The 23,397-nt window shown below is 61.1% G+C and carries 19 protein-coding genes and 1 pseudogene; 13 read left to right on the top strand and 7 right to left on the bottom strand.

From position 1 onward, the window contains the following. Nucleotides 1-303: 303 nt before the first annotated feature. On the bottom strand, nt 304-513 hold the full coding sequence (locus tag DES45_RS21735) for a cold-shock protein (RefSeq protein ID WP_114772540.1): 210 nt from the start codon (nt 511-513) through the stop codon (nt 304-306). An 809-nt stretch (nt 514-1,322) separates the two neighbouring features. Between DES45_RS21735 and DES45_RS21730 the strand changes: the two genes are divergently transcribed. Continuing rightward, nucleotides 1,323-2,021, top strand: coding sequence for an IS6 family transposase (locus DES45_RS21730; RefSeq protein ID WP_114772538.1), 699 nt, complete (start codon nt 1,323-1,325; stop codon nt 2,019-2,021). A gap of 767 nt (nt 2,022-2,788) precedes the next feature. On the opposite strand, the gene istB is transcribed toward DES45_RS21730, so the two are convergent. From istB to DES45_RS21710, 3 genes and pseudogenes are all read right to left on the bottom strand, one after another. After that, a complete protein-coding gene (gene istB, locus DES45_RS21720) occupies nt 2,789-3,514 on the bottom strand; it encodes an IS21-like element helper ATPase IstB (RefSeq protein ID WP_114772534.1) in 726 nt (241 codons plus the stop codon). A 13-nt stretch (nt 3,515-3,527) separates the two neighbouring features. After that, nucleotides 3,528-5,065, bottom strand: a pseudogene (gene istA, locus DES45_RS21715) (IS21 family transposase). 569 nt (nt 5,066-5,634) lie between these two features. After that, entirely contained in the window at nt 5,635-5,910 is a 276-nt protein-coding gene (locus DES45_RS21710) for a GNAT family N-acetyltransferase (RefSeq protein ID WP_114772532.1), read from the bottom strand. A gap of 412 nt (nt 5,911-6,322) precedes the next feature. Between DES45_RS21710 and DES45_RS21705 the strand changes: the two genes are divergently transcribed. From DES45_RS21705 to DES45_RS26395, 3 genes are all read left to right on the top strand, one after another. Next, complete coding sequence (locus tag DES45_RS21705; protein WP_245571830.1) at nt 6,323-9,058, top strand: DNA translocase FtsK; 2,736 nt, start codon at nt 6,323-6,325, stop codon at nt 9,056-9,058. 412 nt (nt 9,059-9,470) lie between these two features. Further along, the gene (locus tag DES45_RS21700; RefSeq protein WP_114772530.1) at nt 9,471-9,941 is read left to right on the top strand and encodes an RNA polymerase sigma factor sigma-70 region 4 domain-containing protein; all 471 of its coding nucleotides are present in this window, start codon (nt 9,471-9,473) and stop codon (nt 9,939-9,941) included. 259 nt (nt 9,942-10,200) lie between these two features. Further along, on the top strand, nt 10,201-10,707 hold the full coding sequence (locus DES45_RS26395; protein ID WP_114772527.1) for an HU family DNA-binding protein: 507 nt from the start codon (nt 10,201-10,203) through the stop codon (nt 10,705-10,707). A gap of 55 nt (nt 10,708-10,762) precedes the next feature. Here the strand turns inward: DES45_RS26395 and DES45_RS21690 are convergent, their stop codons facing one another. After that, the gene (locus tag DES45_RS21690; protein WP_173945015.1) at nt 10,763-11,035 is read right to left on the bottom strand and encodes an SWIB/MDM2 domain-containing protein; all 273 of its coding nucleotides are present in this window, start codon (nt 11,033-11,035) and stop codon (nt 10,763-10,765) included. Nucleotides 11,036-11,153: 118 nt separating this feature from the next. Next, nucleotides 11,154-11,423, bottom strand: a complete 270-nt coding sequence (locus tag DES45_RS21685) for a hypothetical protein (RefSeq protein WP_114772523.1) — start codon at nt 11,421-11,423, stop codon at nt 11,154-11,156. A 217-nt stretch (nt 11,424-11,640) separates the two neighbouring features. On the opposite strand from DES45_RS21685, the gene DES45_RS26390 reads away from it, so the two are divergent. From DES45_RS26390 to DES45_RS21650, 5 genes are all read left to right on the top strand, one after another. After that, nucleotides 11,641-11,928 (top strand): GcrA family cell cycle regulator, encoded by a 288-nt coding sequence (locus DES45_RS26390; RefSeq protein ID WP_114772521.1) that lies wholly within the window; start codon nt 11,641-11,643, stop codon nt 11,926-11,928. 68 nt (nt 11,929-11,996) lie between these two features. After that, nucleotides 11,997-12,773 carry a hypothetical protein gene (locus DES45_RS21675; RefSeq protein WP_210210253.1) on the top strand — a complete coding sequence of 259 codons (777 nt, stop codon included), beginning with the start codon at nt 11,997-11,999 and terminating at the stop codon, nt 12,771-12,773. A 1,499-nt stretch (nt 12,774-14,272) separates the two neighbouring features. Next, a complete protein-coding gene (locus DES45_RS24850; RefSeq protein ID WP_147282464.1) occupies nt 14,273-14,491 on the top strand; it encodes a hypothetical protein in 219 nt (72 codons plus the stop codon). A gap of 361 nt (nt 14,492-14,852) precedes the next feature. Beyond that, on the top strand, nt 14,853-15,704 hold the full coding sequence (locus tag DES45_RS21655; protein ID WP_114772564.1) for a type IV toxin-antitoxin system AbiEi family antitoxin domain-containing protein: 852 nt from the start codon (nt 14,853-14,855) through the stop codon (nt 15,702-15,704). Continuing rightward, on the top strand, nt 15,691-16,641 hold the full coding sequence (locus DES45_RS21650; protein ID WP_114772513.1) for a nucleotidyl transferase AbiEii/AbiGii toxin family protein: 951 nt from the start codon (nt 15,691-15,693) through the stop codon (nt 16,639-16,641). Before DES45_RS21655 ends, DES45_RS21650 begins: the two co-directional genes overlap by 14 nt. Nucleotides 16,642-16,951: 310 nt before the next feature. On the opposite strand, the gene DES45_RS21645 is transcribed toward DES45_RS21650, so the two are convergent. Then, complete coding sequence (locus DES45_RS21645) at nt 16,952-17,317, bottom strand: DUF3572 domain-containing protein (RefSeq protein ID WP_114772511.1); 366 nt, start codon at nt 17,315-17,317, stop codon at nt 16,952-16,954. 257 nt (nt 17,318-17,574) lie between these two features. Here DES45_RS21645 and DES45_RS21640 point away from each other — a divergent pair, with 257 nt between their 5' ends. The 4 genes from DES45_RS21640 to DES45_RS21625 all read left to right on the top strand — a co-directional run bounded on the left by DES45_RS21640 (nt 17,575) and on the right by DES45_RS21625 (nt 23,364). Then, nucleotides 17,575-18,711: a hypothetical protein gene (locus DES45_RS21640; RefSeq protein WP_114772509.1), complete on the top strand. Its 1,137-nt coding sequence runs from the start codon at nt 17,575-17,577 to the stop codon at nt 18,709-18,711. An 853-nt stretch (nt 18,712-19,564) separates the two neighbouring features. Next, the gene (locus tag DES45_RS21635) at nt 19,565-20,551 is read left to right on the top strand and encodes a GIY-YIG nuclease family protein (RefSeq protein WP_114772507.1); all 987 of its coding nucleotides are present in this window, start codon (nt 19,565-19,567) and stop codon (nt 20,549-20,551) included. Nucleotides 20,552-20,650: 99 nt separating this feature from the next. After that, nucleotides 20,651-21,280: a hypothetical protein gene (locus tag DES45_RS21630; protein ID WP_114772504.1), complete on the top strand. Its 630-nt coding sequence runs from the start codon at nt 20,651-20,653 to the stop codon at nt 21,278-21,280. A gap of 20 nt (nt 21,281-21,300) precedes the next feature. After that, nucleotides 21,301-23,364 (top strand): AAA family ATPase, encoded by a 2,064-nt coding sequence (locus tag DES45_RS21625; protein WP_114772502.1) that lies wholly within the window; start codon nt 21,301-21,303, stop codon nt 23,362-23,364. Nucleotides 23,365-23,397 lie beyond the last annotated feature (33 nt).

Genomic DNA, 23,397 nt, shown 5'->3' with positions numbered 1-23,397 from the left:
TTGCCGGGAAGCTTTGGCTCGGAAAACATGGTCGTCGACAATGCCGGCAGCATTCGCACATCCCGTTCGGCTCAGATCCGCAGCGAGCGGTGCTTATTATACTCTTCAAATCCTTTCTCAATGGTGGTTCATCGCACCAGAACGGACGCAGGATCAGGACCTTTGGTCGAAGATTAGCGGCGGCGACTTCGGAGCGATCCTCATGGACCTTCAAAGAAGCGGGAATGCCAAGTAGGGGAGGGGCATTAAAGAGCCGCTCAAAAGGAGCGGCTCGTTCTTGATTGCAGTTTACCCGTTTCAGGCTTAGGCAGTCTTGAGGTTGCCAGCGGACTCTTTGCCGGAGCGGCGGTCAGCCTCAACGTCGTAGGAGATCTTCTGCCCCTCAACGAGAGTGCGCAGACCGGCGCGTTCGACGGCGCTGATGTGAACGAACACATCCTTTCCGCCCATGTCAGGCTGGATGAAGCCGTAACCTTTTGTCTCGTTGAACCACTTCACGGTGCCCGTAGCCATGGGTATTCCTTACCTCGATGCTTTCCTCTGAGCAGAACCAAAGGATCCGCCCGCTTTCGGCAGTCCGGCCGATACGGTAACGCTAAGTGGCGAGGCAGGATGTGGCAACCTCGGACATCTCCTTAGGGACATTACGATTTCGGGTAGCGCGGCTGTTCCTTCCCATTGCTATAGGCCCACAATTGATCGGCCTTTCCCTTGTCCGTCGTCCGCTTACACTCGCCGCTTTGGTAGGACCGCTCACGCTGGATGCGTGGCACGTTATGTGAATGTGAGCTGCGTCTTAAACGAGAGACGTACTGTCGCCGCAGGTCCGGCAACTCGCATAATCGGGCAATGCTCGTAGTCAGATACAAGCCAAAACACTCATTTCAAAGGCAGCTAGCGGGGCTATGTTCTCAGTGCAGCCCCTTTATGAGGCATGCTGCGTTGCAAAGAGGCGCAGTACAGCCGATATCAGCTTTGGCTGATTTCAACACGGCAGCGCTTTTCTTCCTCCCGGCACTGTCGCATCGGCCGTTCCCTCTGGAAAGGTTTGACATTGTCGGGCCTTGACTTGCGCCGGGCCCTTGGCCCGGCCTTTTTTTGTCAGCCTCATTACGGCTGTTGCTGCTTCATACCGAAACGCTCGGTGTGCAGCATTCCAACTTTAGTCGGAAGCCACTGGGCGTTGACCTCCGCGCTCGCTGTTTTGCCGGGGTGCTTCCACGGGCAACATCAGGCGATCGGCTGACAAGGGGTTCTGTCGCAACTCATTCTTTCCTCCCCCGAGCTATGGCTTGCGTCAGTGAGAGAGAGAGTAACGCGAGATGTTCAAGGGCAGGCAATTCGATCGATCAGTGATCCTGCTATGCGTGCGGTGGTACTTGGCTTACGATCTGAGCCTCCGAAACCTCGAAGAGATGATGGCCGAGCGCGGCATCTCGGTCGACCACGCTACGGTCGGCGGCTGGGTGGTCCGTTACTCGCCCGAGCTTCTCGAGCGGTTCAATCGACCCAAGCGACCCGTCAGCCAGAAATGGCACGTGGATGAGACGTATATCAAGGTCCGGGGTCAGTGGCAGTATCTCTACCGCGCGATCGACAGCAACGGTGACATGGTCGAGTTCTGGCTCAGCGAGCGGCGCAACCTCGCTGCCGCCAAGCGGTTCCTGCGCAAGGCCCTCAAGCAGCATGGTCGTCCCGAGAAGATTGTCATCGACGGCAGCCAGACAAACCGGGAAGCCATTCTAGCATGCGATACGGCAGACCGGCTCCAGGATCGATCAAGTCGCAAACTGAAGCCGATCCGGGTCCGGCAAAGTGCCTACCTCAATAATCGGATCGAGCAGGACCACCGGGCCATCAAGCGCATGATTCGACCGATGCTCGGGTTCAAGTCGGTGGCATCCGCTCGGGCAGTCTTAGGAGGGATCGAGATGGTCCACATGATGTGCAAAGGACAGGCGAAGTATGCCGGCCATCGGTCGCCGTCGCTTGCCGCGCAGTTCGAGCTACTCGCAGTATAAACTCTGTGCGAGAGTCGCTCGCTCCTTCGGTCCAAGCCTGAATTTGCGACACATCCGATCCTCAGAATGACAACATCGACCGAGAGCAATCGCTGTTTGACCTGTTGACGTCAGCGCAGCCGGCACCTAGGTCGCAGTCTTTCCAGATGCGCAGTCAGCAGATGAGATGAAGCGGAATCCGAAGCCGTTCGCCATCGAGATCAAGAGATCCCGCGTGCAGGATCAGTGTCACCCCCTCCGGCCAAAGCGTCTGATTGAGCTGGCGCCCGCCCCGGCCAAGAAGGTGTTCCAAAAGCAAGAACCTCAGATTGCGGCTGAGCCGGCCGCTCCTCGACGCATTCTGCCGAGCCTTGTTGAACCAGCGCGGAGTCACTCCGGGGCCGTTGAGCCTGTTCGCCCCAAAAGGCCCTCGCGGGCAAGAACCAAGCCAGCACGGATAGAGCTCGAACTGAACATCTTCCCTGTCGAGGAGATAACGGATGCACCCACAGAAGCGTCCCTGATCTTGGAGGCCCTAGCGCAGAGCAACATCGCTCCTATCCCTGAAGAGAGCGCAATGCCTCTGCATGATGTTCAACCCGAAGCGGCTGAAGGGGAGAGGACCAAGTTGCGCATTCCAGGGATGGTGATCGGTGGTTCCACGCGACCGTGATCACTCGTTCGGGTGATCGTGATCACCGTCAGCATTGACCTGGTGGTCCGCTGAGCGGGAGTGAAGCGGCCCATACCGCCGACAGTTGCAAGGTGGTCTGGAAACAGGCGTCAGGTCAAGCCCGGCGCCGCAGGCTGTCGCCCTTGAGTTCAATCCGATGCGCATTGTGAATGCCGCGATCCAGGATCGCGTCGCCGAGGGTGGGATCGGCAATCACATCGTGCCAGTGTGACACGGGAACTTGACTGGTGATCAGCAGCGAGCCCTTGTCGTAGCGATCGTCGACGATCTCGAGAAGATCCCGGCGCTGCTCGGCGGTGAGCGGCTCCGGGCCCCAGTCGTCGATGATCAGCAAATCCGTGCGTTCCAGGGCACTCATCAGCCGCGCAAGAGGGCCTTCGCCGCAGGCCTGGGCCAGATCGGCAAACAGGCGCGGCGCCCGGCGATACAGAACCGATAAGCCGTCGCGGCAAGCCTTGTAGCCGAGCGCACAGGCGAGCCAGCTCTTCCCCGTTCCGGTCGGGCCGACGATCGTTAGGTGATTGTGATCGCGCACCCACTGGCTGGTGGCCAGCGCCTGGAACAGGGCCCGGTCGAGACCACGCGAGCTGCGGTAGTCGACATTCTCGATGGTGGCATTCTGGCGCAGTTTGGCCGCGCTCAGGCGGCGCGCCAGACGACGGTTGCCGCGGAACGTTGCTTCCCGATCGACCAGAAGACCAAGCCAGTCGGCATGGGGCATCGCGGCGGCCTCGGGGTTGGTCTGCAACTCGATCAATGTGTCGGCCATGGCACTCAGGCCAAGAGCGCGTAGGCGTTCGACGGTGGGATGAAGCAGCATGAGGATCTCCTGATCAGTGGTAGTAGCCGGGGCCACGGATGTCGGCGTGGACGAGAACCGGCGCGTCCTGCGCCGGCTGGGAAGCCTTGGACGTGCCGCTCTTCAGAATGGCAGCCACCGAGGTGTATGACCGGGTGTTGATCGCCAGCGCCTGCGCGCAGGCCGCATCGACCCGCTCCCCTCCATAGCGCTTGACCAGCCCGAGAATACCGATCGCCGAGCGGAAGCCCTGCTCGGGATGCGGCCGGGAGCGCAGGATGACGTCGATCAGGGTGGCCGCGTCGGCCCCGACCTTGCCTGCCTCGCGGCGGATGCGCTCATGCGTCCAGTCGCGGTAGCGCCGATGCGAACTCGGCATGTGTTCGGCCACCGTGGTCGGCCGATGCGGACGATGGGAGCGCACATGTGAGGCCACGCGCTTGCCCCGCCAGAAGACTTCGATGCTGGTGGCCGTGATCCGCGCCTCGACCTCCTGGCGCATGAGGCTGTGCGGCACGCTGTAGTAATGCTTGCCGATCTCGATGTGATAATCGAGACCGACGCGACAGCGCTTCCACTCGGCATATTCGTAAGTTCGGCCGGCAGCGGCAGGAGCACCGGGCGGTCGAGCGTCTCGAACAGCTCGCGTCGGCAGCGGCCCCAGCCGCGCAGGAGCCGCTCGTTCAAGTCATGCAGCAGATCGTGGATGGCCCCATTGAGGGCCGGCAGCGAGAAGAAGCGGCGGTTGCGCAGGCGGGCCAGGATCCAGCGCCCGACCACCTGAACGCCGACCTCGACCTTCGCCTTGTCGCGCGGCTTGTAGGGCCGGGCCGGCACGATGGCGGTGCCGTAGTGACGCGCTGTGTCGGCATAGGTGCGATTGACCATCGGCTCGTGGAAAGCAGGCCTTGGTGATTCCGGCCTTGAGATTGTCGCTGACCGTCTGGCGGGTGGCGCCGCCCAAGAAGGCGAAGGTGCGCACATGCGAGCCGATCCAGTCCGGCAGGCTCTGGGTGAAGCTGGCCTCGGCATAGGTGTAGTTGGAGGCCCCGAGCACGGCGACAAAGATCTGGACCGGGCGAACCTCGCCGGTTGGCCCGTCGATCACCTCCATGGTGTGGCCGGAATAGTCGACGAACAGCTTCTCGCCGGCGACGTGGACCTGGCGCAGAGTGGGTTTGAGCCGGCCCACCCAGTCCTTGTAGTGCTCGCAGAACCAGGAATAGCTGAAGGCCTCGGGCGTGCTGTCGCAGTATTCTTCCCACAGCAGCATGAGGGTGACGCCCGGCCGGCGCAGCTCGCAATGGACCAGGGTCCAATCGGGATGGCTGCGCTGCTCGGCGGGCAGATCGAGGGCGGTGGGTAGAGCTGGTTCTCCAGCAGGAAATCGTCATCGAACTCGGGCGGCAGCGGCCAGGTCAGGCCGGCGCGGCGGGCGCGGTTGATGTATTTGCTGATGGTGCCTTGGGCCAGGCCCAGGCTGGCCGCGGTGGCACGCTGGGAGAGCCCGACACCGTGGTGCAGGCGTAAGACTTCGCGGATGTGGCGCATCGACAGTCTCTCGGTGGGCATCTTGGTCCTCGGCTGGAAAGCAAAAGCCAAGATTACCGTGGGTTGCGGACTGCCGGCGGCAAGCACCTCTTCACGGTCTCAGAAGACTGATCACGATCGCTGGAACGAGCGATCACGACCCTCTGGAAACCATGATCACGCTGCCCTGGAATGGATGATCACGATTATCTGGAACCCGTGATCACGATCGCGTCGAACGCGCAGACCAAGTCACGCAAGACACGGAGCAAGGCTCCTGAAGCGGTTGAAGTGGCGATGACATCCGACGCAGTGGCACAGGTGAATTCTGCTCCGAAGGATAAAGTGGTGCCCCCATCGCCAGTGGCACCACCGCGGCAGACTGGCCGTCGCAGGCTGGTCAAGCGTCAGGCCGCGGCTGCGCAACTCCCGCGCCACGAGCGCTGGAAGCGGCGCCTCCATCCAGCATCCTGGTGAGGCTGTCAGAAAGCCCAAATGAAGCAGAACCCTTTCACTGGCGGCTCGCAAAGGCCGCTGGTGGCTATGGCATGCCAATTGCCTTACTCTATCATATTAACTCAAAGATCTCTCTTGCCGGCTATCCTGCTTAGTCAATTCAGGAGGTCTCGATACTCCTTGTGGCGGCGAAGCCATGCCCATGCATAGCCGCCAAGAGGTGTGATATTCCGACCCTCCGCGCGGGCGAGTTTCGCAATGCCCTGCATCAGCTGCCCGGCGGCTCCAGTTCCACGTAGAGGTCGTGGCGTCTCGACATACCGGATCACGAGTTCAGCCTCTCGGCGCTCGTAGATACCGAAGATGGCCTGATCATTCACATCCAACTCCAACCGTCGGCAAGCGACATTGTCTCGGATCTGGCGACTCATCCCCAAGCCTGCTGCAGCCTCTGAACCCAGCGTTGTATGAAAAACCGCGTAGACACAGGGGTGAGACCCACAGGTCCGGTGGATAAGCGCTCCTTGGCGATCTCCATCTTCAGCCCGCCCCAAGAAGAAGCCATCGCGACCGCGCACGGCTCCACCACGGCCAGCATCTCTTTGTCCTGCGGCTAACGCCGCATACGGTCCAGGAGACCGCTTGATGACCATCGGGAGATCCCCTGGCGATTTTCGTGGCAGTAAGAACGGCTGCGGCCCGGCCTATGCCTCACGCCAGAGCCCACCGTACAACTGTAGGCGATGAAACTAAACCGGCCATGGGCTCCTAACCAGGTGTTTACCGGAGGCACCCAGAGTGCGGAGCATAAACCCACACCTTTGATTGAGCTTGTTTGAGATCATGTCATCGACCCAAAGGCCGCCGTTTTGCCCGCCGCCGCTCCCCGGCACCGACGAGGACTATCCTGCACCGCGCAGGAGCAATGTCGTACCCTTGCGGCATCTCCGCGCCGAGGCAGAAAAGGCCTTGGACCAGGATGACAACGAACTGGCCTGGCGCAAAGCCTTCGTCCTCGAGGATGGCACCCGGGCCACACGCACCCCGAACAGGATCGTTCGCCCGAACGACAGGCACGACAACGAGCCTTTCCCCGGTGTGGCGCTCCAACTGCCGATCCCACCCACCGACAATAAACCCGCCGACGTCATGATGGTCGAGGTGGCTTCGTCAGACGAGGCCGTTGAGTCCGCTGTCCGAAGCCAGATTGCGGAGCTGCGGTCGAAATTCGCTTCCGCTGCACCGGGGATTGAGGAGCGACTCACAGCTCTTGCCCTTAAGGAGGCCGCCCTGTCTAGCGGGGGAACCACGACTACAGCGGAGGATAGCTCACCGTTCTTCCGATCGACGAATACAGCACGCGCTGATCAGGAGGAGCCTCCGACAATCATCGGCGAGAGTGATGATGCAGAAGACAGGCCCCAGGCATTCACATTGGAGGCCCCGAGAGTCTCCTACACCTGGTCTCCGACGAGCTGTTTGACTGCGTGTGTCAGCTTATCGTGGCCTACAGCCTCCGTCCCGGCACTCTCGGGAGAGGGAGATGAGATCCGGGAGGCAGTCGCGGCGTTCTCTGCACCAAGTGAGGATGACGCGGTCGCGTCGGCCGCCACAGCCCCTGGAATGATTGAAGATGCCGGTCAGTCGACCACGACCATGCCAGAACTGGCGGAGGGCCACACCGGTGAGGCGGTTCGGATCACCACGCCTGTTCGCCCTCGGCATGAGGAGCAGAACAATCCTGACGGCATCGATTTCGGCTATGTCGCCCTCTATGAGGGATTCCTGCCACCTGCTCTCCAAGACGGTGCGGTGGGGCAATCTAGGACAGGCAACACAGCCGAGGCTTCGATGCAGCCGTCCATCGCGACTGCGGCATCCGCACCAAGGCGCGTGGAGCACACGCCCATGATCGTGGCCGACACAGCCAAACCACCTGTTCCTGCTCCCTTGGACGCTCCGCTTCCCATGAGCGCGAAGGTCGTGGATCTTCCCAAGATCGCTCCCTCAACGTGGGGACATCCGCCCGCCGGCCCCGAGGCTGCGCAAGTGTGGTCGTACCAGAAGCCCGACCTTGCGTTCCTAGCCGAACCGCCGGCGTGTGAAGGACCGGAACTGACTGAGGATATTCTGGAGGAGACTGCCGGGAAGCTCGAGAAGGTCATCCGCGACTTCGGGGTGAAGGGTGAGGTCATTCACGTTCATCCGGGCCCAGTGGTGACGCTCTATGAGTTCGAGCCAGCTCCCGGCGTCAAATCGTCCCGAGTGATTGCGCTGAGCGAGGATATCGCTCGCTCTATGAGCGCGGTGTCTGCCCGCGTGGCGGTGATCCCGGGTCGCAACGCCATCGGCATCGAGTTGCCGAACGACGTCCGCGAAACGGTCTACCTGCGCGAGTTGCTCTCTTGCGAAGCGTTCGAGACCTCAAAGCACAAACTCCCGTTGTGCCTGGGCAAGACCATCGGCGGCGAGCCGGTGATCGCGGACCTCGCCCGCATGCCGCACCTGCTCATGGCCGGCACTACCGGCTCCGGTAAATCCGTCGCCATCAACACCATGATCCTTTCACTGCTCTACCGATTCACCCCAGAGCAGTGTCGCCTGATTATGGTGGACCCCAAGATGCTGGAGCTCTCCGTTTACGACGGCATTCCACATCTTCTCACGCCTGTGGTGACGGATCCCAAGAAGGCGATCACTGCCCTGCGCTGGGCAGTGCGGGAAATGGAGGATCGCTACAAGAAGATGGCCAAGCTCGGCGTACGCAACATCGACGGCTTCAATGCCCGGGTTGCAGAAGCCCGCGATCATGGAGAAGTGATCACCCGCTCCGTCCAGGTCGGCTTTGACAAGGAAACCGGGCAGCCCGTCTACACCGATGAGGCCATGGACCTGACATCACTCCCCTACATCGTGGTGATCGTCGATGAGATGGCTGATCTCATGATGGTGGCCGGCAAGGAGATTGAAGGTGCAATCCAGCGCCTGGCCCAGATGGCCAGAGCTGCCGGCATCCACGTCATTTTGGCGACGCAGCGCCCGTCGGTCGACGTGATCACCGGTACGATCAAGGCGAACTTCCCGACCCGGATCTCGTTCCAGGTCACCTCGAAGATCGACTCGCGCACGATCCTGGGCGAGATGGGCGCCGAGCAACTCCTCGGACAGGGCGACATGCTCCACATGGTTGGGGGAGGGCGCATCGAGCGCGTGCACGGACCGTTCTGCTCCGATATTGAGGTGGAACGGGTGGTGACGCACCTCAAGCGCCAAGCAAAACCGGTCTACCTTGAGGCCGTTACAGCTGATGATGAGGACGAGGACGCGACTGAGGAAACCCCAGTCTTCGATGAGGGAGATATGGGCCTCGGCTCCGGTGATCGCTACGATCAGGCGGTCTCGATCGTGCTCCGGCACCAGAAGGCCTCGACCTCCTACATCCAGCGCCGGCTGCAGATCGGCTATAACCGCGCCGCCTCGCTCATGGAGCGGATGGAGAAGGAAGGCGTGGTCGGCCCAGCCAATCACGCTGGCAAACGCGACATCCTCATCGGAACGGGTGAGGCGGACGAGGACTGAGGTTGGCAGCACGACCGGACTGGCACACGCGAACGAGCATCGTCTCAGCCTCTAGCAGTCGGTGTGCAGCCCGCCGGCCTCGTCTCGTCCCACCACCCAGCCCTCGGGAGCACAGCAGCGCTCCCGAGGGCTTTGCTTTCAGGCGAGCTCCTGCTCGCTTCGAGGACGGTGCTGCCCCGCGTTCGGAAGCTCACCATACCTGCCGCCCTTGATCGGATCACCGTGACGGCGGTGCGTTAGGCTATTGCCGCTGAGAGATGGGTATACTCCTGGGCCTCACACTCTCGGGTCAAAAACCCTGGGATTATTGAGGCTGGTGCGGGCTTCAGTCCGCTTCAGATGGCGTTGAACCTGTATGGTAATTGGCAGTGCGCTCTGACAGGCGCAACCGACTTCACCGGAGGACGCTCAAGTGACGACCTTGAAGGAGTTCGAAGACGCCCTGCGGGAGCAGGGTATGAACATGGCTCTGGCGATTCTGGAAAAGCTCAGGGAGCGGGATCGCGCCAACCGGACGATCCGGCCCGCGCGGCGCATCGCTGGCAAGAAGATGACGCCTGAGCTGGCCCGGAGGATCATCGAGCTCAACCAGACCACGGACATGACCCAGCAGGAGATCGCATTTCAGCTGGGGGTCAACCAGGGCCGGGTGAACGAGGTGCTCAAGCGAGGGAAGTGGTTGCAGGACAATCCAACCTCGGACGAAGCCATTTCGCGGGATCGGGCGAAAGCGCGCATGAAACGGGCAAAGGAGGGAGATGGTTCAGCAAGCCAGTCCAAGGCTGTCACTTCTGCGGGGAAGGTCCCGAGCCCTCGGAAGCAACGGACACAAGGCTCGGCGCAGCTGTCGATTGAGGACTTCCTCAACGCGACGATTGACTGACGCTTCCAGGACTGTTGGGTGACGACCCTGGTTGCAGGACCGCTCAACCATCCTGGGAGGGGGGCAGAGCTGAGTAAATCCCTTGTTTTGGCAGGGTCTCAAGATCCATCGTCGCTTTCTCCAAGCAACCGGTGATCCTATAATCGTATTCGCCCATGAATGCTGTGGAAACGGGAGCTGCTGGATCTGAACCCCCAGCCGAAATCCTCTGCAGATGCTACTGTTCGATGAGCCCGCGGCGATTTGAGGGAATTTCCAGATGGCGAAGTCGGCAACCAAGACCACTACTAAGACAGCCTCGGCTCGAAAGGCTGCGACGCCTAAATCTGCGGCACCTAAGGCTGCTGCAGTCGCCAAGAAGCCGGCGAAAGCGGCTTCGGCTAGGGTCGCCACAAAGGCTGCCTCCAAGGCTGCTGGAGCCAAGGCTGCAACCGAGGCGCCGTCCCAGGCCGCAACGAAGTCCACCAAGGCATCTGGCGCGACAGCAAGCCCGACCCTGACTTTGCGCCATCTGGCGGAGCGGCTGTCCGAGACGCATGAGCTGCCCAAGCGTCAGGCCAACGAGATGCTGACCCAGGTGGTGGAGATGATCACCAGGAGCCTGAAGAAGGGCGAGAAGATCCGCCTGACCGGGCTTGGCATCCTGCAGGTGCGCAAGCGCGCTGCCCGCATGGGCCGCAATCCACAGACGGGAGAAGCGATCAAGATCAAGGCCTCCAAGAAGATCGCCTTCCGACCCGCCAAGGAACTCAAGGAAGCTGTCTAATCGGAGCGGTTGACGGGAGAGCGGAAGCCAAACCCTGCTAACCGGTACGCCCGCCTCAGGAAAGGTGTCGGGCGATGTGCTTGTTCATCTCGAACATGCTCACCTTGTCCCTGCCACCAAAGATGGCCCGCAGCTTGTCATCGGCCAGGATCTCGCGCTTGTTCTCGGGATTCTGCAGGTCATTGGCCTTGATATACTCCCACAGCTTGCTCACAACCTCGGTGCGGGGCAGGGGAGACGAACCCACCACAGCCGCTAAATCATTTGACGGCTGCAGCGGCTTCATCAATGCTGCATTCGGCTTCTTGGCGGCTTGAGCTGCTGACATCGTCACACTCCGTTGCTGCGCCCCGTCAGGGTAGGAGCGCGGTGCCGCGACCATGGCGATGAAGGGATGAACAGCTCCTTAATCCAGAGATGTCTCCTGCCCCCTGCGCGTTCTCGCCTCACCAGCCACGTCGCTTCCCTTGTGGCTTCGCCATCATCTGTCGCATTGCCTCCTCAGCTTTTGCCCTAGCGTCGGCATCATGGCTGAGGTTGCGCACCTCAGAGGGCTCCTCTTGTTGCTGAAGTCCGTTCTTGCGTGCCCGCCACTGCTTCTCCTGGGCGGCTGTGGCCGCCGCGTTGGCAAGCCGCTCCAATCGGTCAAGACCAGGAGTGCTGGCCTGACCCTTGGTTTCGGCTTTCTCGTCTTCCTGCTCTGGGCGTTTCGGCATGCGTTCCCTTTCTATAGCTGCGGTTGGGTGCTGGAAAATGGCACCTGGCTTATCACATCAACCCGTCAACTTACGAGTGTTGGGCTGCAGCCGGCGGGGGGCAGCGCTCAATGGCGACTGCCGACCTCAAGCGGGTGCCCGAAAATCAATCGTCAGCTTTGCCCCGCGTCAGGTTGGTACTACATCTGACGTGCGGCGATCGAGCTGTTGATAGCTCATGCAGTCTTGGAACCCTCGCGGCCCCTCGTCGCGTTCCGCTCGGATCAGTGCACCGGGTGAGAGAGCCATGCCTGAGATCATCGAGCCGTCCCCAAGGACCCGAACAACCCTGTTCAAGCTCCGAGCGCGACAATGCCGCTTCATCGTCTCAGATGATCGGTCAGAAGCCCTCTTCTGCGGAGCCGAGACGCAGGATGGATCGAGCTGGTGCGCTTGGCACCGGCGTCTGGTCTACACGAAACCGCTGGCAGGTGGATCGAGGGAAAAGGCCCGCAGCTTGGCCTGAAATCGACACATTTGTGGCTGACCTCGGCGGTGATACTTCGTTAATCATCAGTCCGCCCAAGGCCGCCGATGCTCAGACCACTTGTTGCTCTTGCATTTATCCTCTCAACCTCAGCTTTTGCCCAGACCTATGATCGCGCCGAGATCATCCGAGGGCTCTGCCGCCAGAATGGCTGCGACGAGTTCGCCATCCTGGCGGCCTCTCCTGTAGTGAAAGGAGGAGAGGGCACGCTTATGCAGACCCGGGTGAAGACGTTCCATGCCAGCTCAAGTGGACGCAAGGAGCTCAGCGAGGAGAACGGGTACGTGTACTGCTCGCCCACCAAGCCGGCGATCGTGGCTGAGAAGGGCGGCCGCACGATGGCCTTCTATCTCGCGCCGTTCGCCACCAGAGAAAGCCGTGAGACCATCCGCCAGAACGCCAACTTCCATGCCTTATACTTCAGCATCTGCCATGGCATGGAGGCGGGCAGGGCAGCGGTCCAAAACTTGGCCGGTGTGGCCCAGGACCTCGGCTACCGTGTCGCGCTGCCTCAGTCACAGTCCGTTGCCCTGACCCGAGTCGAGGATATCCTGCCGCCTGAGACCCGCCGACCGGTCGATGTGAGGAATGACATCCGCCCGAGGCCGCCGGCGACCATGCCGCCTGTCACTTCACAGCGGTATTGGGCTTTCGACGAGAAGATCGACCGATTCAGTGAACACCATGAGGTGGTGCCACCCCGTTCGCAGCCCGACATTCTGCAGCGGGAGGAGGGGCTGCTTGCTGGTCCGCGCCGCCTGACCAACCGCGCGTTTGATGCCCTTGATGAGATGGGAGATTGGGTGCTCGGCCGTCGATACTGATCGGACGGCAGGAATACTATTCGTCATCGGAACTGCATAAGCTGTCCCGACTGATCTTCCGACAAGAAGCTCATGAGCCCATCGTGACAATAGACCCTCTTCATCGCCCGCCCGGGAAGAGACCGGCAGCACGTCATTCGGGATCCCCGCGGCGAGCCCCGGATCATCTTTGGTGAAGAGATGGCACGGGAATCAACGATCATCTCGCCAGGTACATCGTCGAGAGCCTGAATGCGGGTCTCGATCCAGAAGACCCGAGTTCAGACGAGGGCTGGTTCCTGGAGAGCCGGGGAGACGGCGACGAGCAGGATGCGGCCACCCTCATCTGCGACTCTGATTTCGAAATCCGGCTTGAGATCCTCGACACGGACGACCTCCGGGAGGATCATACACTGGGCCGCAGGATTGTGGCCTTGATCAATACTTACTTCCTTCGGAGCGAAGCTTCGTATACAAGCGCTTCGGCTTTGGGCTCTCCCACCGAAAAGCAGCAACCCGGATCTAAGCGCTGAACGATCGGGTTATTGGCCCCAGCTCAAAAGTGATTACGAAAAGCAACTCGCCGACAGCGACACCTCAACGGTGTCCGATCGGGTAACATCAGCTGAGACTGGAACCCCCATTCGTTGGATTACACAGCGGATGGCAGTCAGGATTCGTAGCCTAAAACTGCCAACGAACTTCTTGTCAAAACGAAGGGCGACGCCAAGGCGGTGGTCTGAACACCTGATTATAAGGGGACGGGGCAGGCGCAGCTCTCTGCGTCCGCCCATTCCATTCGTGTCTTGACTGATTGATGACCGATGGAGATCTGCTACACGGATCATCCGTCTATGGCTTGGCTCCAGATGGACCAAAGAGAAGCCCCAGGATCCGCTGAACACCTGTCCCATCATTTTGGTTCCATAATGTTTGTTATGCGAAATGTTATCCCGTTAGCTATCAGCTTGGGTTACCAGTGCATTGGACACACTTTCCCGGTTCTGAGCCCAGCATGTGCTGATCCGCCTTTCCCGGGGTTCCTGCCCTTGGCTCCTCTTGCTCCGCCGCTGAGACTCCAGCTTTGTTCACAAGGTTCTTTGTGACCTATACAGAGTCTGACTCCTCGGATTCGTTCATCATCGGCTTCGGCTCCTCGCCTTCCCGATGCGGACCAGCGGTGGCACGCCACTACGGGAACCTGCCATGGCGTGTCTTATCGTGTTATGCTGCGGAATGAGCACGCCGACAAAAGTACTCTATGACACTCGAATAGGCGAAGGCACAGGCAAGTCTATTGACCTTCGCGTCTGCGTCCTCGTCGGCACGGAGAGATGCAAGATCTTCGTGGAGGGTGATGGGGTATACCGCGCGACCTTTGCTGACTATGCCGACGCCGGAATGGCTGCCGGAGATCTGGTCCGCGAAATTATCGAGGTCCAGATGCCAGGCCTCATGCCAAATGGATAGAGAACGAGATCAAGACTCAACAGGACCCTGGTTCAGAGTATACTGCCCACATGAAGCTCCTCGAGAAAGCCCGCGAGAATGCAGAAGCCGTCCGCAACATCGGCCTGATCGCGATTGAGGAAGCTCGTCGCCTCGGCGTCCCGGTGCATTACATGGATCCAGCGGTCTGTGATGGCATCATCCGCGAGTTGCCAGAAGGGACACGCCAGCATGTCAGACGCGTCGACGGAAACGAGATCGTCATTGAGGACCTCCCACCACGCGTCTAGGTCATCCGCCGTCACCACATAGCCAAGAGTTCGATCTCTGGTTTCAACTTGCCGGCTTGATCATGCATACAAGCGCCCTGAAGTAGCCGCCCAGATTTTTGATCCTACTGTCACCGCTGAAGGCGTCGTCATACAGCTGGAGCAAGTAGATGACCGCCGCCACAGGTCTGATCTCGGTGATTGCCTCGGTCCAAGCACTCTCGTGAGTCTCACGACCCTCGGGCTTCGGCTTAATTCCACATTGCGAGTTTTGCCAAAAATCCTCAAGTTTGAATTTTAGCTGGATCACTTAGAATTGCTTAGGTAATTGGCCCAAATGCAAACTTGCGATTTGGTTTGGCTTCATGCTATTTTGCTAAGCATGACTGAGCACAGACAAGGAAAGTTAAACCAACTCGACAAGGTCTTGCCCCAAGGGCTGCTGGTCGATGCCGCTTGGATGGAGCGCCATGGCTATTCCAGCAGCCTTCGCAGCCAATATGTTTCGGCCGGCTGGCTCGAGCAGCCTGCTCGGGGCACTTATAAGCGGCCTTGGGGCACCCTTTCCTGGCAGCAGGTTGTCATATCGCTGCAGATCCTACTGCAACAGCCACTCATCGTCGGCGGCCGCACCGCACTCGATCTGCAGGGGTTCAGCCACTATGTTTCCGCCCAGGGTCCGCAGACAATTCACCTGTACGGGCGCGAACCGCCGCCTGGATGGCTCAACAAGCTACCCCTGAAAGAGACCTTCCAGTTCCACAAGTCACAGACTCTGTTCAAGTCCGACCCGGTGACGATAGGGCTCACCAGCCTGGACTGGGATGTCGAAACCGATGTCGGCTCCAGCAATGACAGCCGGCATAGTACCCTGAACCGGCTCCCTTGGGGGCAATGGAACTGGCCCTTAACGGTGTCGACGCCTGAGCGGGCCCTGTTCGAGCTCCTGGACGAGTTGCCCAAACATGAGAGCTTCCATCAGGTTGACATGCTGGTGGAGGGGCTGCGCACCTTGAGCCCACGACGCCTTGAAAAGCTGCTCACCGACTGCCGCAGCATCAAAGTGAAACGGCTGTTCTTCTTCTTTGCGGATCGCCATCAGCATGCCTGGCTGAAGCGGCTTGATCGCGCGAAGGTCGATCTCGGAACCGGCAAGCGCATGCTCGTCAAGGGCGGCAGGCTCGATCCCGTTTACCAAATCACCGTACCGGACGATCTTTATGCCCCCAGCTGAACAGTATCGCCGCCAAGTCGCCCTGCTGGTCTCGATCATTCCCTTCGTAGCGGAGGAAGATTGTTTTGCCCTGAAGGGCGGGACCGCAATCAACCTCTTCGTTCGTAACCTGCCGCGGCTGTCTGTCGATATCGATCTGACCTATTTGCCGGTGGCGGGCCGGCCCGAATCCCTGGCAGGAATCAATGCTGCCATGAAGCGGATCGCCGGTCGCATCCGACAAAACCTGCAGCGTGTCCACGTCAACGAAGTGGTCAATGCCCGTGAAGGCATCGTGACCAAGCTGACGGTGCAAGCGGCCGGAGCACAGATCAAGATCGAGGTGACACCCGTCCTGCGGGGCTGCGTCTACGAGCCTGAGATGAGGGGAGTCTCGCCAAACGTCGAGGACACCTTCGGGTTCTCCGGAATCCAAGTTGTGTCGTTCGCCGATCTTTATGCCGGCAAACTGGTGGCCGCATTCGACCGCCAGCATCCGCGCGACCTGTTCGATGTTCGCGATCTGCTGGCGAACGAAGGCATCACGGAGGCACTGCGGACCGCTTTCATTGTCTATCTGCTGAGCCATGACCGCCCGATGGCAGAGGTCCTGGCGCCGCCACGGAAGGACATCTCTCATGAATTCACCCATGGGTTCGATGGCATGACAGTGGCTCCTGTAACCATCGAGGAACTCATTCAGGTGAGAGAGACGATGATTGAAGCGGTCGTCGGCGGCATGCCTGATGCCCACCGCCGTTTCCTTCTCTCGTTCGAGCGAGGCGAACCCGAATGGGAGCTGCTCGGCGTTGATGCAGTCAAGGATCTCCCTGCCGTCAAATGGCGGCAGCATAACCTGGACAAGCTGAGTGCAGAGAAACGTCGTGCGCTGGTGATGCAGCTTGAACAGGTGTTGGCTCAGGAGCCGGTCAGTACTTCTGCCGGCCAAGCCAAGTGATCAGCAGCTCGTTCCGATGACTTGGCGAAGATGGGTTCGCAGTTCCAACACCATCAAGACTTTCTGCATCAAGCAGTGACTGTCAGTGATGCAGCTGCAATCGCCGAACCTCCCCGCTGATATCCTGCCCTTCAAGCATTGCTACGACAGGAAGGCTCGGCCGCGAGCCGATGCTTTTTCTTGAGCTGCGCCGAAACTGTCTTTGGGTCTGAGCATCACTCCGAGCGGAAGCTGGCATTCCAATCCTAGCTTTCCGGAACGGGAGGCCTCCTCATCAACCTGGCAACGGCGGGTGAGGAGGCCCTTCCCTTCAGTGGAACAGGTTACGCCTCGGCAGTTGAGGGGCCGTGTCGACCTTCTTATCCCTATCGAGCGGCTTCATCTCGGGCTCCGGCGACAGATGCACGATGGCCGCCAGGATGGCGGCTGGCCGGATTTTGAGCTCCTCATCGATTGACTTCAGGAGTTCATCGTCCTTCGCCACATATTCGAGGACGCCCAGCAGAAAATGCGATGATGTCGCTGACGTGCGGATCGTCTCGGGCTGAAGGCCGGTGACGTTCAGAAACTGGATGATCCGATCGACGTCTGAGACAATGAAGTTCAGGACTTGGAGGGCAATACTCTCGGCGTCGCCCCGGCCGGCGATGGCCCTCCCTTGGATTGTCTCAGTCATCTCAGCCCCCTGTATCTAATGACACCTGGATATAGGAGGGCCCATCCCGTGATGATAGCGGCCTCAGGTACGCTTGAAAGTGTGCCCGTCCTGTTTGCCTTCCAGACAGATGAAGCAGACCCACACCGACGGGTTGGAATTTGGCGAGACCGGTGTTAATCCCCTGCCCATCCCTACACCTCTATTGCGGGCCGAGAGATCAGGACACTGCATCTTCCTCGGCCTGAAAACCTTTTTCAACGATCAGGATTAGCCAGATGCCCGGCATCGCACGTCAGTTCGAGCCGCAGATTACCCGTAGCGGCGGCGCGCCCTCCAAGTTCCGCTTCAAGATCCGCTGCTCGGAATGTGCCAGCACGGATGTCTATGAAGCCTCCAAGCCTACCGGTACTGACGTGGTCAAAGGCTACTTCAACGAGCGCGGCTGGCTGCTCGGCCGTGCTCCCTCCTTTGATGTCTGCTCAGCCTGCTTAGGACGACCACGGCACGCTCAGAAGACCAAGTCGGCAGCCCCGCGTCCTGAGACCAGAGCTGCGGACAAGCGGCACCAGGACACAGCCGACATTCTGGCCCGGCACTTGGGCAAGCCTGAGGCTCTGGCCGCCGAGGTCTTCCGCCCGAAGGAAGCCAAACCACCTCAATCCCCCACCCCGAAGGCACTGCAGCCAGCACATCCTACGCCAGCTCTTTCGCCAGAGGTTGAGCAGACTCTGGCCGAAATGGCAGCGGATCTGAAAGGCTTGCGATCGGCCATGGAGCTCATGGCGGATCAGGTGAACAAGCTCGTAACACTTGGTGGCCAGCAGATCGAAGCCATCACACGATTGGCCCCTGCCCTCCTCGAGTCGACGGAGGGTCTCTCAGGCGATCTTCGGCAGGTTATAGGCGCCATTCAGGTGATCCCGCAGCTCGCGAATCCTGTCGCTGATCAGCCGTCTGTGATGAAGGCTGAGGCCAGCCCTGAGTTGACGCCAAGCGTCGATGCTGAACCGGCGCCTGTGCCAGAACTGGAGGTACAGGAGGCGCCACGGCGGGCTGGGCGTAAGCGGAAGGCCGAGCCCAAAGAGGGACAGATCGCGGCTGCCGTAGTTGTGGTGAAATCCATTGGGGACGCCAAGCGTCCGGATCGGTTCTACACCTCCATCCGCCTGCCGCGGGCGTTGTGGGACAGCGCGGGCTTCGGGCCGGACGACCGCCTGCTGCTCGACTGGAGCGGCAAGGCCCTGACCATCGAGCGCGCCACAGAGGGCGGCGTGAAGCCGAAGTCGATCGGTGACACCTCCGTCGTTCTGCAATCCTGGAAGCTCGGCAACCTCAACTTCGATCAGCTGAAGGTCACAGGCGCCAACGGCTCTTTGCGCCTGGCCGCCGGGCGCAAACGCTCGGAGACATGATCGTTGCGCGATACGTGCAGAGTGCTGAAGGATCCGAACCAGCAATCCTGTGCTTTCGAGCAGAAGCCTTTGGCGACCGCGACCTGTTGAGGGAAGCCGCAGGACCTAAGCTGTCTTTGCGGATCCATCACGGCTTGCCATCGGCCCGCGCACAGAGCGGCAACCAGTTGGTCTTGAGTGATCACTGCCCTCCTGGTGGATCTTGCGGAGTGTGGCGGTTCCAGAAAGAGCAACCCACCAGTAAAGATGATGCCAGTGTGGCCAGAGCGGTGGACGCACTGGTTTTACGCTCCAGCAGGACAATCCGCAGGGCTGAATTCCTTCAGCCCTCCAAAACAGGTCCACTTTCGGCGTGTGTCGGAGGGGATTAACTTATCCGCATCCGTTAATAGATTTTTAACGTTTCTGTTTATTGGAATTTATACTTGCAATAAACCAATATTCCGCTATCTTACAGCCAAGCCGACGTGGCAACGGCCTGCCCATTCAGGGCGGCCCCTGCCGGTGTACCACCACCGACAGGGTGCCTGACCACAGTCCGAGTCCTAAGGAGACCCGACTATGGCTGCTGTATGCAGTAGCGCGCCTGCGCGCGCATTGAAACCCCCTTGTCGAACTGAGATGAACCGTCCGTGCGCGATCCTGGCGATCCCGTGCGGCGAGGTCTTGTGCCTGCAGTCGTCCGGCTGCCGCGCCTGAGCCGCTTCACCCCTCATCTCCCCCGACTTAACGCCCCTGCTCTGCTGGCTGCCTGGCTAGTTCAGTCATGGCACTGTCCTGCAGACGGAGCGGCGTGGGCCATCGTCAAAGGTTTGCATTCATGTCAAACAACTTTTCGCCTTTAGCGCCCATCATGTCCCTCATCAATCTGAGTGGCCCGGTCAAACAGCGCGCGCCCATCTGGGTTCCGACCGTCATGGTCATGCGCGTCGAAGATCTCCCTCAGGAGCTCTCCCTGCCCGTCCTCAATTCGACGGGCTGCTACGTTGCAATCGGCTTGCCCGAGGCCAGCGATCAACGCCCTTACGTCATGTGCGGTGAGGGTAGGAACGTCGGCCAACGCTTGATGCGCAAGATCCGCGACTCCGACCGCGCGTGGCACTGGGCCGTCATCTTCGGCTGCGAGCAGCCGGGCTGGTTTGAGGCCGCAGGCAAGCATCTGGAGTGGCGCGTCAACAGCCTGCTTGAGCATGCCCCGCACCTTGATCTGGTGATCGGCGTGTCTCCTTGGCGCAATTATGTGTCCGAGGAGGAGCGCCGCGCGCTCGACGCCTATCTTGTCGAGGCTCGCCGTCAGCTGGTGTCGATGGGGCATCGCTTCCTTGAGCCACCCGTCCTCGAGCGTGACGCCGTCCCGCACACGGTCGCGCCGGCGGCATCGCGTTTTGACTTCAGTGAGTTCCTGAAGCCATCCCGGCTCAGCTCAACCCCTGATCCGATGATGCCTCAGGAGCCGTTCACTCATTCGACTGGATCGGAGGGCGGACGTGGCCCAGGCCTGAAAGCCGAGGATCCGATCGGGACCCGCTACCGGCTACACTACGGCGACCTTCAGGCCACGGCGGAAAAGCTGCCTGATGGCACGTTGCTCGTGCACAAGGGTAGCGAGGTGAGCGCGATCGGGGCCACGACGCTGCCGCGCTACATTCGCCAACACCGGGCGACCCTGCTGGAGACAGGCGTCCTCAAGCCTCATCCCACGGATGAGACGAAACTCGTCGTCACCCGTGACGAGTCGTTCGAGAACCCAAGCAGGCTGGCCAAATGCCTCACGGGCTCGACCCAGGGTGCCGGCGCGGTCCTGCGAACCTGCACCATCGATCCCTCTCGTCGGATCTGATCCTGGTCGGCGCAGGCTCCTGAGCCTGCGCGCCTTTCTCCCATCCTTGCTCATCATCACCGCCACGCCGTCGCGCTGGCGAACAGGAAAGCTATGCCTATGAATTACGTCTCTCCCGTCACTGCCTCCAGTGCACTTGAGACCTCCTCGCGTGCCGCCGTGGTCGCCAGCCTCGGGCGCGAAGCTCCCCTGCACTATGCCTTCGACGCGCTGCTGGGCGTTCAATCCGGCGTCCGTTCCGTCTCGGCAGACCCCCGGTGTGAGACCTTCGCGCACACTCTCGGTCTGGCTCAGGTTGGCCTTGTCCTGCGCTCGGTCCGTCTCTCGGGTGGTCGCACCGTCAGCCTCGTTGCCGTGCCGAGCGCCTGCTGGCGTGCCCCGGTCCTGCATGCCCGCATCCTCGATCTGAAGTGGGCCGTCGAGTTCAGCGGCCGCCGTCTTGTGCTGGTGCCCGAGAGCGTCATCCGGGCCGAGCCGCGGCTGACCAATGCCTTGCTCGTGTCGGCCTGTGATGGCGTGCACGTCACACCGCGCGAGCGCCTCATGCTGCTCTCGCATCTCGCTGAGGTCGGCGGCAGCGCCTCGCTCGAGGTGTGCGCCGAGTGGCTGACGGGTAGCACCGATCCGGCCGGAGCCGTGCTGCGGCTGGTGACTGAGCGCGTGCTGACGATTGCCCTCGCCCGTCCGATCGACCTGCAGAGCGAGGTCAGCCTCGCTGCCTGGCGCTGATCCTCGGGGAGACTGACATCATGGGTATTCGGATTCGCACTCTCTCCAGCACCAGCACCGTCGATGACTTCGAGGTGGAAGAGGATCAGGACGGCAGCCCTGATCTACCGGCGCCCTCGGGTCATCAGAGCCTCCTGGCTCAGGCAAGGTCCCGGCAGCGTCTCTCCCTGCGGGAGCTGTTGGCCAAGCCGCTGCTGCGCCAGGCGCTCGAGCCCGATCTCCTGCGCCGGCTCAAGCGTGGTGACAGCACCCTCGCCCTCGTTATCGCGGCGCCCTCACCGGCGTGGGTCGCGCCGCTCTCCGAGGCGCTCAAGGACTTGGCCTTACAGGGGCTTCAGATCATCACCCCCTCGGAGCGGCTTAGCCGCCCCGAGGAGCAGATCTACCGCGCCGAAGAGGCAGCCAGGGCTCTGGCCAAAGGCGTGACAATCGCCGGGGTCGCGGCCGATCCGAACCGCGAGCTGTCGCAGGTGTTGCTGGCCGCGGCGGACGCCACTGTTATCGTGCCTGCGCCCGATGCTGCTCTGGTCGAGCAGGCCATTCGTGCCTTCAGCCGCAAAGGCAAGCCAGTGACGCTGTTGACGCGCGATCTCGCCGGCCTTGATTGGCCGGATTACTGCGCTGCCTTCCGGCCGGGCTCGACTCGCCCGGCCATCGCAGCTCGGCTGGCGCGGGCCGCCGGAGCGCGCACCGGCGTGATGTTCGTCGAGGATGCTCCACCCCTGGAGACGCTCACCGGCTACGGTGAGGCGCGCACCTGGGCCGAGGAGATCGTCCGCGAGGTCGAGGACAGGCGTGCCGGCCACGCCCAAGTGGCCGTGCTGGAAAGCTGCCTGCTGTTCGGCCCTCCGGGAACCGGTAAAACCTCCATCGCCAAAGCTCTGAGCGGCAAGCTACAATTGCAGTTAGTGATGACGAGCGTCGCCGACTGGTTTGGTGCCTCAGGCGGTCATCTCGGTGCCGTGGTTAAGGAGCAGCAACGGTTTTTTGCCACTCTGCGTGCAAGCCGACCCTGTGTGGCTTTCATCGACGAGATCGACGCGCTGCCAAGTCGTGGCAGTCTGGCCGGATCGCAGCACAGCGATTTCTGGGCGCCAGTCATCACCGGCATGCTGCTCGGCATCGATACCTTGCGCCAGACCTGCCCCGATGTGGTGCTGATCGCCGCGACCAACCACCTCGACCGGGTCGATCCCGCCCTGCGCCGCCCGGGCCGGTTCGACCGGCTGATCGAGATCGCTCCGCCGGATGTTGAGGGCCTGATCGGCATCCTGCGGGCGCACCTCAACGGTGAGCTCGCTGATGTCGATCTTGCTCATGTGGCGCAGCTTTTGCTGGGGCGCGTTGGCGCCGATGTTGTGCAGGTAGTGAGCAGCGCTCGTAGGCGCGCTCGGCTCGCCGGCCGTGCCCTCACGCTGGACTATCTGCTCGCCGAGGCCAGCCCACCGGATCCACGCAGCCTCGCCGAGCTAAAAGCCTGTGCCATTCACGAGGCTGGGCATGCTGTCGTGGCAGTAGCCCTCGGCCGCACGCTCCAAGGCGTCTCGCTGCAGCTGGCCGGCGCCAGCGGCGGGATGACCCGCATGGCGCATCCAGGCTTCATTCCGACCCGCGCTGTGATTGAAGATAATGTCGTGATCGGTCTCGCCGGTCGAGCGGCCGATGTTGTGCTGGGTGCCGGCGCCAGCGGCGGAGCAGTGGGCGACCTGGCGCTCGCCACACGCGAGCTTTCGGCCCTGCATGCCAGCTATGGTCTGGGTGACAGGCTGCTGCATTGGGGCAACCTCGATGATGACGGCGCTCTGGTGCGTGTCGATAGTGGCTTCGCTCACAGAATCGAGGACGATCTGCAGCGCTTGATGAACCGTGCAATCACGCTTGTGACCCAGCACAAGGCTGCGGTGCTGTCCGTGGCCAAGGCCCTCGTCGCTCAACGGGTGTTATCAGGAGTCCAAGTGCAAGCTCTCATGGAGGCATATCCGCCCTCCGCTGCCGGGATCGCTGACATTCCCGCCAGCGCGGCGGAGACGGATTGCGCTGATCCGCTCGATGGCAACTTCGGGGAGATCACCCCGCCCGGCTGAGGCCAATACTCGCTGCCGCATCCCCTTCCAATC

The organism is Microvirga subterranea, from assembly GCF_003350535.1.
GTDB lineage: Bacteria > Pseudomonadota > Alphaproteobacteria > Rhizobiales > Beijerinckiaceae > Microvirga > Microvirga subterranea.
This window is presented reverse-complemented; position numbering and strand designations above follow the sequence as displayed.

Coding starts and splice junctions, on each gene's coding strand:
- DES45_RS21690 (WP_173945015.1), bottom strand. CDS start 11,035: ATGTCAGCAGCTCAAGCCGCCAAGAAGCCGAATGCAGCATTGATGAAG.
- DES45_RS21630 (WP_114772504.1), top strand. CDS start 20,651: ATGAATTACGTCTCTCCCGTCACTGCCTCCAGTGCACTTGAGACCTCC.
- DES45_RS21685 (WP_114772523.1), bottom strand. CDS start 11,423: ATGCCGAAACGCCCAGAGCAGGAAGACGAGAAAGCCGAAACCAAGGGT.
- DES45_RS21635 (WP_114772507.1), top strand. CDS start 19,565: ATGTCCCTCATCAATCTGAGTGGCCCGGTCAAACAGCGCGCGCCCATC.
- DES45_RS21705 (WP_245571830.1), top strand. CDS start 6,323: ATGTCATCGACCCAAAGGCCGCCGTTTTGCCCGCCGCCGCTCCCCGGC.
- DES45_RS26395 (WP_114772527.1), top strand. CDS start 10,201: ATGGCGAAGTCGGCAACCAAGACCACTACTAAGACAGCCTCGGCTCGA.
- DES45_RS26390 (WP_114772521.1), top strand. CDS start 11,641: ATGCAGTCTTGGAACCCTCGCGGCCCCTCGTCGCGTTCCGCTCGGATC.
- DES45_RS21625 (WP_114772502.1), top strand. CDS start 21,301: ATGGGTATTCGGATTCGCACTCTCTCCAGCACCAGCACCGTCGATGAC.
- DES45_RS24850 (WP_147282464.1), top strand. CDS start 14,273: ATGAAGCTCCTCGAGAAAGCCCGCGAGAATGCAGAAGCCGTCCGCAAC.
- DES45_RS21710 (WP_114772532.1), bottom strand. CDS start 5,910: ATGAGTCGCCAGATCCGAGACAATGTCGCTTGCCGACGGTTGGAGTTG.
- DES45_RS21735 (WP_114772540.1), bottom strand. CDS start 513: ATGGCTACGGGCACCGTGAAGTGGTTCAACGAGACAAAAGGTTACGGC.
- istB (WP_114772534.1), bottom strand. CDS start 3,514: ATGCTGCTTCATCCCACCGTCGAACGCCTACGCGCTCTTGGCCTGAGT.
- DES45_RS21655 (WP_114772564.1), top strand. CDS start 14,853: ATGACTGAGCACAGACAAGGAAAGTTAAACCAACTCGACAAGGTCTTG.
- DES45_RS21640 (WP_114772509.1), top strand. CDS start 17,575: ATGCCCGGCATCGCACGTCAGTTCGAGCCGCAGATTACCCGTAGCGGC.
- DES45_RS21675 (WP_210210253.1), top strand. CDS start 11,997: ATGCTCAGACCACTTGTTGCTCTTGCATTTATCCTCTCAACCTCAGCT.
- DES45_RS21650 (WP_114772513.1), top strand. CDS start 15,691: ATGCCCCCAGCTGAACAGTATCGCCGCCAAGTCGCCCTGCTGGTCTCG.
- DES45_RS21645 (WP_114772511.1), bottom strand. CDS start 17,317: ATGACTGAGACAATCCAAGGGAGGGCCATCGCCGGCCGGGGCGACGCC.
- DES45_RS21730 (WP_114772538.1), top strand. CDS start 1,323: ATGTTCAAGGGCAGGCAATTCGATCGATCAGTGATCCTGCTATGCGTG.